At 64.4% G+C, this 13,003-nt stretch carries 14 protein-coding genes; 11 read left to right on the top strand and 3 right to left on the bottom strand.

Annotated features, from left to right (window positions below; all coding sequences use genetic code 11):
* Positions 1-30 precede the first annotated feature (30 nt).
* From AC0L2R_RS15540 to AC0L2R_RS15495, 10 genes are all read left to right on the top strand, one after another.
* Complete coding sequence (locus tag AC0L2R_RS15540; protein ID WP_091590534.1) at positions 31-354, top strand: YnfA family protein; 324 nt, start codon at positions 31-33, stop codon at positions 352-354.
* Between the two features lie 3 nt (positions 355-357).
* A complete protein-coding gene (locus AC0L2R_RS15535; protein ID WP_473510003.1) occupies positions 358-1,326 on the top strand; it encodes a small ribosomal subunit Rsm22 family protein in 969 nt (322 codons plus the stop codon).
* Between the two features lie 207 nt (positions 1,327-1,533).
* A complete protein-coding gene (locus AC0L2R_RS15530) occupies positions 1,534-3,024 on the top strand; it encodes a replicative DNA helicase (RefSeq protein WP_023800713.1) in 1,491 nt (496 codons plus the stop codon).
* Between the two features lie 2 nt (positions 3,025-3,026).
* Entirely contained in the window at positions 3,027-3,539 is a 513-nt protein-coding gene (locus tag AC0L2R_RS15525; protein ID WP_128247650.1) for a hypothetical protein, read from the top strand.
* Positions 3,540-3,619: 80 nt separating this feature from the next.
* A complete protein-coding gene (gene radA, locus AC0L2R_RS15520) occupies positions 3,620-5,023 on the top strand; it encodes a DNA repair protein RadA (protein ID WP_023800715.1) in 1,404 nt (467 codons plus the stop codon).
* Between the two features lie 27 nt (positions 5,024-5,050).
* Positions 5,051-5,719: a CvpA family protein gene (locus AC0L2R_RS15515; protein ID WP_027152682.1), complete on the top strand. Its 669-nt coding sequence runs from the start codon at positions 5,051-5,053 to the stop codon at positions 5,717-5,719.
* Positions 5,720-5,797: 78 nt separating this feature from the next.
* Positions 5,798-7,267, top strand: a complete 1,470-nt coding sequence (purF, locus tag AC0L2R_RS15510) for an amidophosphoribosyltransferase (protein WP_023800717.1) — start codon at positions 5,798-5,800, stop codon at positions 7,265-7,267.
* Between the two features lie 58 nt (positions 7,268-7,325).
* On the top strand, positions 7,326-8,078 hold the full coding sequence (locus tag AC0L2R_RS15505) for an SDR family NAD(P)-dependent oxidoreductase (RefSeq protein WP_473510001.1): 753 nt from the start codon (positions 7,326-7,328) through the stop codon (positions 8,076-8,078).
* A gap of 81 nt (positions 8,079-8,159) precedes the next feature.
* On the top strand, positions 8,160-8,789 hold the full coding sequence (locus AC0L2R_RS15500; RefSeq protein WP_473492313.1) for a hypothetical protein: 630 nt from the start codon (positions 8,160-8,162) through the stop codon (positions 8,787-8,789).
* 122 nt (positions 8,790-8,911) lie between these two features.
* Positions 8,912-9,115, top strand: coding sequence for a hypothetical protein (locus AC0L2R_RS15495; RefSeq protein ID WP_027152685.1), 204 nt, complete (start codon positions 8,912-8,914; stop codon positions 9,113-9,115).
* A gap of 14 nt (positions 9,116-9,129) precedes the next feature.
* On the opposite strand, the gene AC0L2R_RS15490 is transcribed toward AC0L2R_RS15495, so the two are convergent.
* Both AC0L2R_RS15490 and AC0L2R_RS15485 read right to left on the bottom strand, forming a co-directional pair.
* Entirely contained in the window at positions 9,130-9,636 is a 507-nt protein-coding gene (locus AC0L2R_RS15490; RefSeq protein WP_473492311.1) for an OsmC family protein, read from the bottom strand.
* Between the two features lie 142 nt (positions 9,637-9,778).
* A complete protein-coding gene (locus AC0L2R_RS15485; protein WP_473509999.1) occupies positions 9,779-10,813 on the bottom strand; it encodes a MerR family transcriptional regulator in 1,035 nt (344 codons plus the stop codon).
* Positions 10,814-11,068: 255 nt separating this feature from the next.
* Between AC0L2R_RS15485 and AC0L2R_RS15480 the strand changes: the two genes are divergently transcribed.
* Positions 11,069-11,944: a DMT family transporter gene (locus AC0L2R_RS15480; protein ID WP_473509998.1), complete on the top strand. Its 876-nt coding sequence runs from the start codon at positions 11,069-11,071 to the stop codon at positions 11,942-11,944.
* A gap of 172 nt (positions 11,945-12,116) precedes the next feature.
* Here AC0L2R_RS15480 and AC0L2R_RS15475 read toward each other — a convergent pair whose 3' ends face one another.
* Complete coding sequence (locus AC0L2R_RS15475) at positions 12,117-12,974, bottom strand: LysR substrate-binding domain-containing protein (protein WP_473509996.1); 858 nt, start codon at positions 12,972-12,974, stop codon at positions 12,117-12,119.
* Positions 12,975-13,003 lie beyond the last annotated feature (29 nt).

Raw genomic sequence — 13,003 nt, 5'->3', positions numbered from 1 at the left:
AGGTCTCGCCGTCGCCGCGAGACTTTTTTCATGACCTATCTCATCTACATCGTTGCTGCCCTTGCCGAGATCGCCGGCTGCTTTTCGATCTGGGCGTGGTGGCGGCTGGAAAAGTCGCCGCTGTGGCTGGCGCCAGGCCTGGTCTCGCTTGCTTTGTTCGGCTTCCTGCTGGCGCTGGTAGACATCAGTGCTGCGGGCCGCGCCTATGCCGCCTATGGCGGCATCTACATCGCCGCCTCGCTCGGATGGCTGTGGCTGGTGGAAGGCGTGCGCCCCGACCGCTGGGACCTTGCCGGTTCCGCGCTCTGCATCGTTGGCGCCTCGGTGATCCTGCTCGCACCTCGGGGTGCCTGAGCTATGGAACTGCCTGTCCCGCTTCGACAGGGCGTCGAGCGCCTCCTCGAAAAAGTGCCGCTGCCGACGCTGAAACAAGCGGCAAAAACGCTGTCGGACCGCTATCGCGCCGAACTGCGCGACGGCCGCCTGCATATGGCCGAGGAGATCGCGGTCAAAGCCTATCTGGCGACGCGGCTGCCGGCGACCTATGCCGCTGTCCGTGCCAGTCTCGATGCGCTCAGCGAGGCAAGGCCCGATCATGCACCCAAAACCCTGCTCGACGTCGGCGCCGGCCCCGGCACCGTGCTTTGGGCTGCGCTCGATCTCTGGCCCGACCTCGAGCAGGCGGTGCTGATCGAGGCGAGCGCCGCGGTGCGCCGGGTCGGCGCGGCGCTTGCCGCTGAGGCGATGACGGCCAGGGTCGCCTGGCTGGCCGGCGATGTCAGCCTCGATCTCGCCGATCTCAAGCCGGCCGAGCTGGTCACCTGCGCCTATGTGCTGGACGAGATCGGACCGGTGTCGCTGCCAAAACTGATCGACCGGCTCTGGCACCTGACCGACGACACGCTGCTGGTCGTCGAGCCGGGCACGCCGGCCGGATGGCAGCGCATCCTTGCCGTGCGCCGGCAGCTGATCGAGGCGGGTGCGCACGTGCTTGCGCCTTGCCCGCATAAGTCACCCTGCCCGGTCGCGCCGCCCGACTGGTGCCATTTTTCGCGCCGTGTCGCGCGTTCGCGCCTGCACCGGCTGGCCAAGGACGCCGACGTGCCATGGGAGGACGAGAAATTCATCTATGTCGCTGCCTCCCGCCACGCTGCTGCCCCACCGCAGGCGCGTGTGATCGCACCGCCGAAATCAGGCTCGGGCAAGGTCCTGCTGAAACTTTGCGAGAAGGACGGCAGCGCCGACGAGAGACTGTTCACCAAACGCGACGGCGATGTGTTCAAGGCCGCGCGGCGACTCGACTGGGGCGACGCACTGCCTGAGTGATTGGCAGCTATTTTCCTGTTTTGTTCTCGCCCGAGAACGGCTAGGCTCGCCGTCTTGATTCGAGTCAATCGAGATTCTTTCCACCGAAAAATCTTGGCTGTGAATCGCGGGCACCGAAGCTGATTGAATGAAGACTGATGCAGATAAGTCATCACCGACCTATCCCGTTACTGATATCGAGAGACCGGCATCGAAATCGGGGACGTAATGGCAGAGGCAGCACGAAAATTCGGCGTGGCGGAAACACCGCTCTATCGCGAGGCACCGAACAACATCGAGGCCGAGCAGGCGCTGCTCGGCGCCATCCTCGTCAACAACGACGCCTTCTACCGCGTCTCGGATTTCCTGAAATCCGGCCATTTTTACGAGCCGCTGCACAGAAAGATCTTTGAGGTCGCCGCCGAGCTCATTCGTATGGGCAAGATAGCGACGCCGATCACGCTGAAGACCTTTCTGCCGGCCGACGAGAGGGTCGGCGACATGACGGTTGCGCAATATGTGGTACGGCTGGCCGTCGAGGCGGTCACCGTCGTCAATGCCGCCGACTACGGCCGCGCCATCTATGATCTCGCCACGCGACGCGCCCTGATCACCGTCGGCGAAGACATGGTCAACATCGCCTACGACGCGCCGGTCGACATGTCGCCATCCGAGCAGATCGAGGATGCCGAGCGGCGCCTGTTCGAACTGGCCGAGACCGGCCGCTACGATGGCGGCTTCGAGAGCTTCACCGACGCGGTCAAGACCGCCGTCGACATGGCCAACGCCGCCTATATGCGCGACGGGCACCTGTCGGGCGTCGCCACGGGCCTGCGGGATCTCGACCGCCGCATGGGCGGCCTGCAGCCGTCCGATCTGATCATCATCGCCGGCCGCCCGGGCATGGGCAAGACCTCGCTTGCCACCAACATGGCCTTCAACATCGCCGAAGCCTATGTGCCGGCACAACAGGCCGACGGTTCGTTCAAGGCGGCAAATGGCGGCGTCGTCGGCTTCTTCTCGCTCGAAATGTCGTCGGAACAGCTCGCCACCCGCATCATTTCCGAACAGACCGAAATCCCGTCTTCGAAAATCCGCCGCGGCGAGATCAGCGAGATGGATTTCGAAAAGCTGGTCGCCTGTTCGCAGACCATGCAGAAGATCCCGCTGTTCATCGACCAGACCGGCGGCATCTCGATCGCCCAGCTGTCGGCGCGGGCGCGGCGGCTGAAGCGCCAGCGCGGCCTCGACGTCATCGTCATCGACTATATCCAGCTGATGCAAGGGTCGAGCGCCAAATCCTCGCAGAACCGCGTGCAGGAGATCACCGAGATCACCACCGGCCTGAAGGCGCTGGCCAAGGAGCTTGCTGTGCCGATCATCGCGCTGTCGCAGCTGTCGCGTCAGGTGGAAAGCCGCGACGACAAGCGCCCGCAGCTGTCGGATCTGCGTGAATCGGGTTCGATCGAGCAGGACGCCGACGTGGTGATGTTCGTCTATCGCGAGGAATATTATCTGAAGAACCGCGAGCCGAAGCCGGGCACCGACGAATACATCAAATGGGAACACGAGATGAACGAGATGCGCGGCAAGGCCGAGGTCATCGTCGCCAAGCAGCGCCATGGACCGACCGGCTCGGTCAGCCTCGCCTTCCAGGGCGAGTTCACCCGCTTCTCCGACCTCGCCGAGGAGCATCATATTGCGGAGAGGTTTGAGTAGGCATGGGTAAGCGTTTCAGGTTTTCTGTCCGCCTGACTCTCGTGCTCGTCAGCGCGGCTGTCCTGCCTGACGTCGCTTCAGCTTGTTCAATGCCTGCAAATTGGACGCCACAACGAGCATTTGCTGAGGCGGCCCTGGTGTTCCGAGGCTTGGTGACAGCCACAGAGCTTAGTCCGACAAAGCTTGGAATTGTCGCAGCCGATGAGGGTGATGGTCGGATACTGGTTAACGTTCGCTACGAGACAATGGAGGTGTTCAAGGGTAACCCGGAACCGAATGGTGTGATCTCCACGACCACTCTGATCATGGGAGGATGCGGCGTGCCTGTTCTGGCTGGGCAAAATTTCTTGTTTTACGTCGACGCGATTGATGAGGAGGCGCGAAAAACGCAGCCTGAGTTTGCAGGCCAAACTCAAGGCATGATCTCCATTTACGACACCCAGATGCTGTCGCCCAATCCGCAGTTGCTCGATGAGTCGCTTGCCGAAGTACGCGCTCTCGCCAAGAAACACTGAATTGTATCCGCGCTCGCCAAATCCCGGCCGAAAATGCGGACGTTCTCGATCCGCCTCCTTTCCAAGGTATGCGAGATTTCATGGCTAAATCGCGCGTCCAGTTCATCTGCCAGAATTGCGGTTCGGTGCATCAGCGCTGGGCTGGCAAATGTGATGCCTGCGGCGAGTGGAACACGCTGGTCGAGGAGGGCACGTCCGGCGGCATCGGCTCGGGCCCGGCCAATACCCGCAATGCGCGCAAGGGCCGCGCCGTGGTGCTCACGACCTTGTCCGGCGACATCGAGGACGCGCCGCGCATCGTTTCCGGCATCGGCGAGCTCGACCGCGCCACCGGCGGCGGTTTCGTGCGCGGCTCGGCCCTTCTGGTCGGCGGCGATCCCGGCATCGGCAAGTCGACGCTGTTGACCCAGGCTGCCGCAGCACTGGCGTCTAAGGGCCACCGCATCGTCTATGTCTCGGGCGAAGAGGCGGTTGCCCAGATCAGGCTGCGCGCGCAGCGGCTTGGCGTCGCCGATACTCCGGTGGAGCTTGCCGCCGAAACCAATGTCGAGGACATCCTCGCCACCATCGCCGACGGCAAGCGGCCGGACCTGGTGATCCTCGATTCGATCCAGACCTTGTGGACCGACATGGCCGATTCGGCGCCCGGCACCGTCACCCAGGTGCGTGCCGCCGCCCAGGCGATGATCCGCTATGCCAAATCCACAGGCGCGGCGATCGTGCTCGTCGGCCACGTCACCAAGGAAGGCCAGATCGCCGGGCCGCGCGTCGTCGAGCATATGGTCGACGCGGTGCTTTATTTCGAGGGCGAAGGCGGCCACCACTACCGCATCCTGCGCACGGTCAAGAACCGCTTCGGACCGACCGACGAGATCGGCGTGTTCGAAATGTCTGACATGGGCCTGCGCGAGGTCGCCAATCCATCCGAGCTTTTTCTCGGCGAACGCCATGCGAAAGCGCCGGGCGCCGCGGTTTTCGCCGGCATGGAAGGTACCAGGCCGGTGCTGGTCGAGATCCAGGCGCTGGTGGCGCCGTCGTCGCTGGGCACGCCGCGTCGAGCCGTCGTCGGCTGGGACGGTGCCCGGCTGTCGATGATCCTCGCCGTTCTCGAAGCCCATTGCGGAGTCCGCTTTGGCACGCATGACGTCTATCTCAACGTCGCCGGCGGCTACCGTATCTCGGAGCCTGCCGCCGATCTGGCGGTGGCGGCCGCACTGGTTTCCTCGCTCACCGGTCTTGCCCTTCCCGCCGATTGCGTCTATTTCGGCGAAATCAGCCTTTCGGGCGCCGTGAGGCCGGTTGCGCACGCGCAGCAGCGCCTGAAGGAAGCCGAAAAGCTGGGTTTTGGAAGCGCGGTTCTGCCCTTGGGCAGCGAGGAACTTGCCGGGGGGATAGGGGCCGGCGCTTTCCAGCCCACCGAGCTTGCCGATCTCGTGGCGCGCATAGCCGGCTCACGGCGCAGCCGCGCCGACGAGCAAGAATGACGCGGCTCATGAAGTGGGGCAAAAGACATGCCGATTACGCTGCTTGACGGAATTCTCGTCGGCTTCACCTTGGTCTCGGCGATGCTCGCCATGGTTCGCGGCTTTTCGCGCGAGGTCCTATCCGTCATCTCCTGGATAGCGGCGGCCGCGGCAGCGTTCTTTTTCTATCAACCGGTCCTGCCTTACGTTCAGCCCTATGTCGACAATGAGAAGATTGCCATGGTGGTGGCCGCCGGCATCGTCTTCATCGTCGCACTGATCGTCGTCTCCATTATCACCATGAAGCTCGCCGACTGGATCATCGATTCCAGGGTCGGCGCGCTCGACCGCACGCTTGGTTTCCTCTATGGCGCGGCGCGCGGCATCCTGGTCGTCGCGGTGGCCCTGCTGTTCTTCAACTGGCTGGCCGGCCCCAAGGCTCCGGGCTGGGTCGCCGATGCCAAGTCGCGGCCGCTGCTCGAATCGATCGGCGCCAAGCTCGAAAGCCTGCTGCCCGAGGATCCGGAAAACGCGATCCTCAACAGGCTCAATCCGAATCAGCCGGCACCCGAGACCGGCACCGAGACACCTCCGGCAGCGGATGCACCCGCGGCGGACGCACCGGCGACCGGCGACGATGCTCCGGCGCCCGACGGCAGCGAGACCGACGCGCCACCGGCCGACAATGCACCGGCCAATCCGGCGCCGGCAAACTGACGATCATGTGAAGGCCGCAAACTCTACGTTGCTCTCGAGCCGTCATCACACTATATAGCGACTTTAGCGGAGCTGAAGATGGCAGACGCAGACGACGTGCTTTCCGCCGAGGCTGACGATCATTTCCATGACGAATGCGGCGTGTTCGGTATTTTTGGCCGGCAGGACGCTGCGGCTATCGTCACGCTCGGCCTGCATGCGTTGCAGCACCGCGGCCAGGAAGCGGCCGGTATCGTTTCCTATGACGGCACCCAGTTCCATGTCGAACATCATGTCGGCCTGATCGGCGATACGTTCACCAAACAGCGCGTCATCGACAGCCTGCAAGGCAACCGCGCCATCGGCCACACGCGCTACGCCACCACCGGCGGCGCCGGCCAGCGCAACATCCAGCCGTTTTTCGCCGAGCTCGCCGATGGCGGCTTCGCCGTCGCCCACAACGGCAACCTCACCAACGCCATGACGGTGCAGCGCGCGCTTCAGAAACAGGGCGCGATCTTCTCGTCGACCTCCGACACCGAGACACTGCTGCATCTGGTCGCCACCAGCAGGGAACGCGATCTCAACTCGCGCTTCATCGATGCGGTGCGCCAGGTCGAAGGTGCCTTCTCGCTGGTGGCGATGACTTCAAAGAAGATGATCGGCTGCCGCGATCCGCTCGGCATCCGGCCGCTGGTGCTCGGCGATCTCGACGGCGCCTGGATCCTGGCTTCCGAAACCTGCGCGCTCGACATCATCGGCGCGCGTTTCGTGCGCGACCTGAAGCCCGGCGAGATGGTCGTCGTCACCGCCAAGGGCATAGAGAGTCTGTTTCCGTTCGAGCCGCAGAAAACCCGCTTCTGCATCTTCGAATATGTTTATTTCGCGCGTCCGGATTCGTCGGTCGAGGGCCGCAACGTCTACGAGGTGCGCAAGCGCATCGGCGCCGAGCTGGCGCTCGAAAGCCCGGTCGAGGCCGACATCGTCGTGCCGGTGCCGGACAGCGGCACTCCGGCGGCGATCGGCTTTTCGCAAGCCGCGGGCATCCCGTTCGAGCTCGGCATTATCCGCAATCACTATGTCGGCCGCACCTTCATCCAGCCCGGCGATTCGATCCGCCACATGGGCGTCAAGCTCAAGCATAACGCCAACCGCCGCATGATCGAAGGCAAGCGCGTGGTGCTGGTCGACGATTCGATCGTGCGCGGCACCACCAGCCAGAAGATCGTGCAGATGGTGCGCGATGCCGGCGCCAAGGAAGTGCACATGCGCATCGCCTCGCCGCCGACGCGCGCTTCCTGTTTCTACGGCGTCGATACGCCGGAGAAGTCGAAGCTGCTGGCGTCGCGCATGTCGGTGGAAGAGATGGCCGAGTTCATCCGCGTCGATTCGCTCGGCTTCCTGTCGATCGACGGGCTCTACCGCGCCGTCGGCGAGGCCGGCCGCGACAATGAGCAGCCGCAATTCTGCGACGCCTGCTTCACCGGGCAATATCCGACCCGGCTTGCCGATTTCGAAGGTTCGGACAATGTGCGCACGCTGTCGCTGCTGGCGGCGGGCGGGGCGTAGGATTGCCGGAACACCAATTGCCTTCCCGAGTTTCACGCCTACTCACGGAGGCCCTCGCATGATCCCCACCCCTGGCCTCGACCTTTCCGGCCGCGTCGCAGTCGTCACCGGCGCCTCGCGCGGCATCGGCTACTTCATCGCCCTGGAACTTGCCGCCGCTGGAGCCCACGTCATCGCGGTTGCCCGCACCGTCGGCGGACTGGAGGAACTCGACGACCAGATCAAGGCAACGGGCGGACAGGCGACGCTGGTGCCGCTCGACCTCGCCGACATGGCCGGCATCGACCGGCTGGGCGGCGCCATCCATGAGCGATGGGGCAAGCTCGACATCCTGGTCGCCAATGCGGCGGTGCTCGGCGTCATCTCCCCGATCGGCCATGTCGAGGCCAAGACTTTCGAGAAAGTTATGACCATCAACGTTACCTCGACATGGCGGCTGATCCGCTCGGTCGACCCGTTGCTCAGGCTCTCGGACGCCGGCCGTGCCATCGTGCTTTCCTCCAATGCCGCCCATTCGGCGCGGGCCTTCTGGGCGCCCTATGCGGCGTCGAAGGCGGCCGTCGAGACGATGATGCGTTCCTGGGCGCATGAGACGGAAAACCTGGCCCTCAGGGTCAATGCCGCCGATCCCGGCGCCACCCGCACCGCCATGCGGGCGCAGGCGGTGCCCGGCGAGGATCCGGAGACGCTGCCGCATCCCCAGGAGATCGCCAAACGCATCGTGCCGCTGGCCAGCCCCGCGCTTACGGAGACCGGGCTGATCTTCCAGGCCAAGCACAACCGCTTTATTGCCTACCGGCAGCCGGAGTAGACGCATCGCGCATTTCGACGGAAGAATTGCGCCGCCGCCGACGTTATTGGAATGCCAGATTTTCCGAAACGGAGGACCACTATGCGCAAACTGCTTCTCGTCACCGCCGCTGCATCGCTGGCAGCCATCGGCGTCGCATCCTCGCAGGATGCGACGATGAGCTTCTTCGTCACCAGCGTCGGCTCGGGCAAGGGCGCCGATCTCGGCGGCCTCGCGGGCGCCGATGCGCATTGCGCCTCGCTGGCTGAAGCCGCGGGAGTTGCGGGCAAGACATGGCGCGCCTATCTCTCGACCAGCGACACCGATGCGCGCGATCGCATTGGCACGGGACCGTGGTTCAACGCCAAGGGCGTCAAGATCGCCGACGATGTCGCTTCGCTGCATAGCGATGCCAACGCCATCACCAAGCAGACGGCGCTCGACGAAAAGGGCGAAGTGGTCAACGGCCGCGGCGACAAGCCCAACCGCCACGACGTGCTGACCGGCTCCAAGCCCGACGGCACGAAAATTGCCGACCAGACCTGCGGCGACTGGACGCTCAGCGGAGCGGAAGGCGCGGCAATGACGGGCCATCACGACCGCACCGGTCTCGACGATTCGGCCGCCGCCAAATCGTGGAATTCCTCGCACGCTTCACGCGGCGGCTGCAGTCAGGAGGCACTGAGGAGCACCGGCGGCGACGGCCTGTTCTACTGCTTTGCCGCAAACTGAGCCGGCCCAACAAATGCAGGACATCACGCGGCTGTGGCGACCCACCGCGCCCGGCCGAGCTTTCGTCGGTTGCCCGGAGTTGATAGGATCGCCCGACTCCCACAACAAGCGAGGAAATTTCCATGGCTTCGAGCGTAGCGCTGGTCTGGTATCTGGTGATTGCCGGCCCGCAAGGCGGCATGGTGGTGCTGCCCAGCACGTTCGACACTCGCGAACAGTGCGCCTTCGCCGTCACCGAATATCAGAAGCAGCCAACGCCGGCCGGCTGGTCGGTGCAGTGCGTGCCGAGCGCCTCGCCGTTCGCCGACGAGGGCGAAAGCGAGTAGCCGGCGGCGCGCGTTCAGCGCTGAGCGCTGACCGTCAGTTCCGGCCTCGTATTGATGGTTTGAAACACCACGCAATAGCGTTCGGTCAGCTTGAGCAGTGTGTCGACGCGCTCTTGTGGCTCTTCGCTGTCGAGGTTGAAATTCAGCCGGATGGCGCGGAAGCCGACCGGCGCATCTTTTGCCACGCCTAAGGTGCCGCGAAAATCGAGATCGCCTTCGGCCTCCACGGTGGCGGCGCCGAGTTTGAACTCCAGCGCCGTCGCCACTGCCTTCAGCGTTACGCCAGCGCAAGCGACCAGCGCCTCCAGCAGCATGTCGCCCGAGCACAGTTCGAGCCCGGAACCGCCGGTAGCCGGATGCAGACCGGCAACGGCGAGCGCCCTGCCGGTCTCGACCTTGCAGGCGATCGACTGGTCGTCGACCGAGCCCTTGGCCCGAAGCGTGATCAGCGCGCGCGATGCGTCGTCGCGATACGCCTCCTTGAGCGGCGCCTGCATGGCCTTCAGTCCGGTGGTGTCCATGTCCAACCCTTTTCGGCAGTCATTTTCATCGCTCGTCACGATACTCGAATAGAACCGGTACGGCCTAAACCTTGATTTCACGACATTTGGATCGGAGTGACAAGCTGTCCAGACATTGCTGCGTCGTTAGACTTGATGCCTTTCATGCGGCCTGGGGCCGCCACGCGATGACGCCGTCCGTCCGCGCCCGCACCTCGGGTGAGGCCAGGCAGGTGGCGACGGCCTCGTAGCCGGGAGTGCCGGGGTACCGGGCGACGTACGTTGGCGGGCTGTGATTGGCGGGGCAGAGGATGATCGCTTCGTCGGTGCCGACAGCCGCCAGGTCGAGTATCGCGCAGGAGCGCGTGAGCAGAAAAAGCGGTCGACCGCCGGGGCCGCGGCGACGCAAATGGGCAATCAGAGCTTCTTGCGAGGCTTGATCCAGCCCCTGTTCGATCATGTCGACGACCAGGATGGCCGGACCTTCGGCTTCCAATCCGACGAGTAGAGCGATCATTGCGTCGGACAGCGCGGCACCGTCCTCGACGAGCCAGGCCAGCGTCTGATCGACCCGCGACCTGAGAGCTGGGTCGGCGTCCACACGAGCCAGAGCCGCCGCACAGCCATTCGCCAGTCGATCCAGGCCAAGGAAGGCGGCGTCAGGCAATGTCTCGGCCAGGCGCTGAGCCAGCCGGGTCTTGCCACTGCCCAGCGGGCCGATGATGTAGTTCAGCGGTCGGATCTGTCCCAGTTCGAACCGCTCGCCTCCCCAAGGCCAGGGAAGGTCGAAAGCGACGCTGAGCGTAGCCTCTGGCGCCAGCAGGCGCGCCAGTTCCCCGGCGCTTGGCGCTTCGCCTCGAGCGAGGTCGTCCCGCAGGCTACCGATCTTCTCTATTACGCCGACAAGCTGGCGCAGCCGGCTCTCGAGTACTGCCTGGTGTGCGGCCAAGGCCGGCTCCATGCCCCGGGAGTCACGCTCCATCACCCGCGCCACCTGGGCTAGGCTGAAGCCAAGCGCGCGCAGGGCCGCGATCTCGGCGGCGCGGCTCATTTCGACAGGACCGTAGGCGCGCCATCCGGCCGCAGTGCGGATCGGAGCGATCAGGCCGCGCTGCTCATAAAGCCGCAGGGCCTTGGCCGACACCCCGAGCCGGCCGGCGGCTTCGGAAGCGTTCAGGAACTGGGCGGAAGAGTTCATGAATCACCTTGTTGCTGTTGACCGCCTTTCTATCGGGGCTGACCCTGGGGCCGAGTCAACAGGGATGTTCGCGGTCCGCAGGAGCCGTGGGAGAGACAAGATCACTTCGTGTCGAACTGACACATCGGCTTTGATGAGATGAATCGACTTGCAAAAGGGCATTTCCGCAGCGGCTGCAGGATACGGCAACCCCTGCTGACAGTACGATGTCAGGACAGGGCAGCATAGTCTGGTGACATGACCGGATTCCCAACCATGCCTGACACCGCCGCCGAGCGCACCCTTGGCATCATCCTGGTTTCGGCGTCGGCAGCCGTCTTCGGCCTCACCGGCGTGCTAACCAAGTCGATCCATGCCGATTCGCTGACCATCACCTGCTGGCGGGGCTTCGTTGGGTCGATCCTGATCACCCTCTATGTGCTTTGGCGGCGCCGTCAATCCGGTGGGCGTGAAAGCCTGCGCCTCGGCTGGCGCGGCTGGCTGTTGGCGAGCGAGGGCGCGCTAGCCAGCATCGCCTTCATCTCGGCGTTCAAGTTCACCTTCGTCGCCAATGTTGCGATCATCTACGCCACTGCGCCCTTCGTCACCGCGCTGCTTGCCTTCATTCTGGTTCGTGAGCGCTTTCGGCTGCAGACGCTTGCCGCCGCCGCCGTGTCGCTCAGCGGCGTGGCGATCATGGTCTGGTCCGGCTTCGGCACCGGCCATCTGTTCGGCGACGGGCTGGCGCTGCTTATGACAATCGGCAGCGCGCTCTACATGATCATGGTGCGCGCTTTCCGCGACACGCCGGTAGTGTGGGCCGGGGCGGTGTCGGCATTCCTTTTGTTCGTGCTCGGTTGGTTCGTCACCGATCCATTGGCCGTCTCGGCCAGGGACGCAGTGTTGCTCGTCGCCTTCGGCACGTCGTTCGCGCTGGCCTCTATTCTGTGGACGGAGGGCGTGCGGCTCATTCCGGCTGCCGAATCCGGCCTGCTGGGCTCGGCTGAAGTACCGTTCGCGATCCTGTTCGCCTTCCTGTTCCTGGCCGAGGTCCCGCCAGCCGCCAGCATGATCGGCGGCGCCATCGTGCTCTGCGCGGTGTTCGCCCATGGCGGGCGCGACTGGCAAGCGGCCAGGCAGCGCTCTGCCTGAGAAAAAATCTGCCCCCGAAAATAAAATTGCGGGTGCAAATAAATTAGCAAGGTCATGGAACCATCAACAGGTTCAGGCATTGTTGGCTTTGACGGGTCATCCAAGTCCCCCCAAACCCCTCGGCCCGTCTAAACTATAGCCGATCGCAAGGTCGGCTTTTTCTTTTGCGAAATCAGCTCGGTGCGCCTGGCAAGGCAAGGTTGCCGCTGAACAGCGCAGCCAGATCCTGGGCCGGGGGCTCGGCATCCTGGCGCAGCCGGATGGCGAACTCGGCGATGGGAACCTGCGGCAGGCCAAACTCGCGCGGTGCCTCGACGATGCCGGAATGGGCAAACCGCGCCGTCCGCAGCGTCAGAGCAATGCCGGCATGCACCGCCGTGCGCAGCCCGGCCAGGCTGGCACTGCCGGCGGCGATGCGGTAGCGACGGCCTTCCCTGTCGAGTGCCGCGATCGCCGCTTCGCGAAAGCCGCAATGCGGATCGAGCAGCGCCAGCGGCAGTTCGTCCTGGTGTGTGGCCAAGCCTCTTTGCGAACAGAGCCACATCATCGGCTCGCGGAGCACGCCGATCTCGTCCGGCGCCGGAGCCTGTCGCATGGCGATCATCAGATCGAGGATGCCGGTTTGCAGCGCCTCGGCCAATTCGGCGGAGCGGCCGACGCGAAGTTCGATCCTGACGCGCGGATAGCTCGCGGCAAAGGCCCTGAGCAAATCCGGGAGGCCGCTGTCGGCGAAATCTTGTGTCGTGCCGATGGCCACGCGCCCATCGGCTCGCACGCCCTTGAGGGCCAGCCACGCTTCGCGATGCACAGCAAGGATGCGCCGCGCATGACCGGCCAGATCTTCGCCCGCCGGCGTCAGGACGCGCCCTCTTCCCTGTGGCAGCAGAAGTGGTTCGCCGACAATATCCTCAAGCCGCTGCATCTGCGTGGTCACCGCCGACGCCGAGCGCCCGACAAATGACGCCGCCTGCGCCAGCGAGCCGCGGTCGACGAAGGCGAGAAAGGTTTTGAGGAGGTCGGGATCGAGCATAATTCGATAATATCAAAGTTTTTCCTGAA

The organism is Mesorhizobium sp. WSM4820 (assembly GCF_055811075.1).
The sequence above is the reverse complement of the archived record's forward strand: the minus strand, read 5'-3'. Positions and strand labels throughout refer to the sequence as shown.

Excerpts from the sequence above, each read along its gene's own strand:
- AC0L2R_RS15540 (WP_091590534.1), top strand. The coding sequence starts at position 31 with ATGACCTATCTCATCTACATCGTTGCTGCCCTTGCCGAGATCGCCGGC.
- AC0L2R_RS15535 (WP_473510003.1), top strand. The coding sequence starts at position 358 with ATGGAACTGCCTGTCCCGCTTCGACAGGGCGTCGAGCGCCTCCTCGAA.
- AC0L2R_RS15530 (WP_023800713.1), top strand. The coding sequence starts at position 1,534 with ATGGCAGAGGCAGCACGAAAATTCGGCGTGGCGGAAACACCGCTCTAT.
- AC0L2R_RS15525 (WP_128247650.1), top strand. The coding sequence starts at position 3,027 with ATGGGTAAGCGTTTCAGGTTTTCTGTCCGCCTGACTCTCGTGCTCGTC.
- radA (WP_023800715.1), top strand. The coding sequence starts at position 3,620 with ATGGCTAAATCGCGCGTCCAGTTCATCTGCCAGAATTGCGGTTCGGTG.
- AC0L2R_RS15515 (WP_027152682.1), top strand. The coding sequence starts at position 5,051 with ATGCCGATTACGCTGCTTGACGGAATTCTCGTCGGCTTCACCTTGGTC.
- purF (WP_023800717.1), top strand. The coding sequence starts at position 5,798 with ATGGCAGACGCAGACGACGTGCTTTCCGCCGAGGCTGACGATCATTTC.
- AC0L2R_RS15505 (WP_473510001.1), top strand. The coding sequence starts at position 7,326 with ATGATCCCCACCCCTGGCCTCGACCTTTCCGGCCGCGTCGCAGTCGTC.
- AC0L2R_RS15500 (WP_473492313.1), top strand. The coding sequence starts at position 8,160 with ATGCGCAAACTGCTTCTCGTCACCGCCGCTGCATCGCTGGCAGCCATC.
- AC0L2R_RS15495 (WP_027152685.1), top strand. The coding sequence starts at position 8,912 with ATGGCTTCGAGCGTAGCGCTGGTCTGGTATCTGGTGATTGCCGGCCCG.
- AC0L2R_RS15490 (WP_473492311.1), bottom strand. The coding sequence starts at position 9,636 with ATGGACACCACCGGACTGAAGGCCATGCAGGCGCCGCTCAAGGAGGCG.
- AC0L2R_RS15485 (WP_473509999.1), bottom strand. The coding sequence starts at position 10,813 with ATGAACTCTTCCGCCCAGTTCCTGAACGCTTCCGAAGCCGCCGGCCGG.
- AC0L2R_RS15480 (WP_473509998.1), top strand. The coding sequence starts at position 11,069 with ATGCCTGACACCGCCGCCGAGCGCACCCTTGGCATCATCCTGGTTTCG.
- AC0L2R_RS15475 (WP_473509996.1), bottom strand. The coding sequence starts at position 12,974 with ATGCTCGATCCCGACCTCCTCAAAACCTTTCTCGCCTTCGTCGACCGC.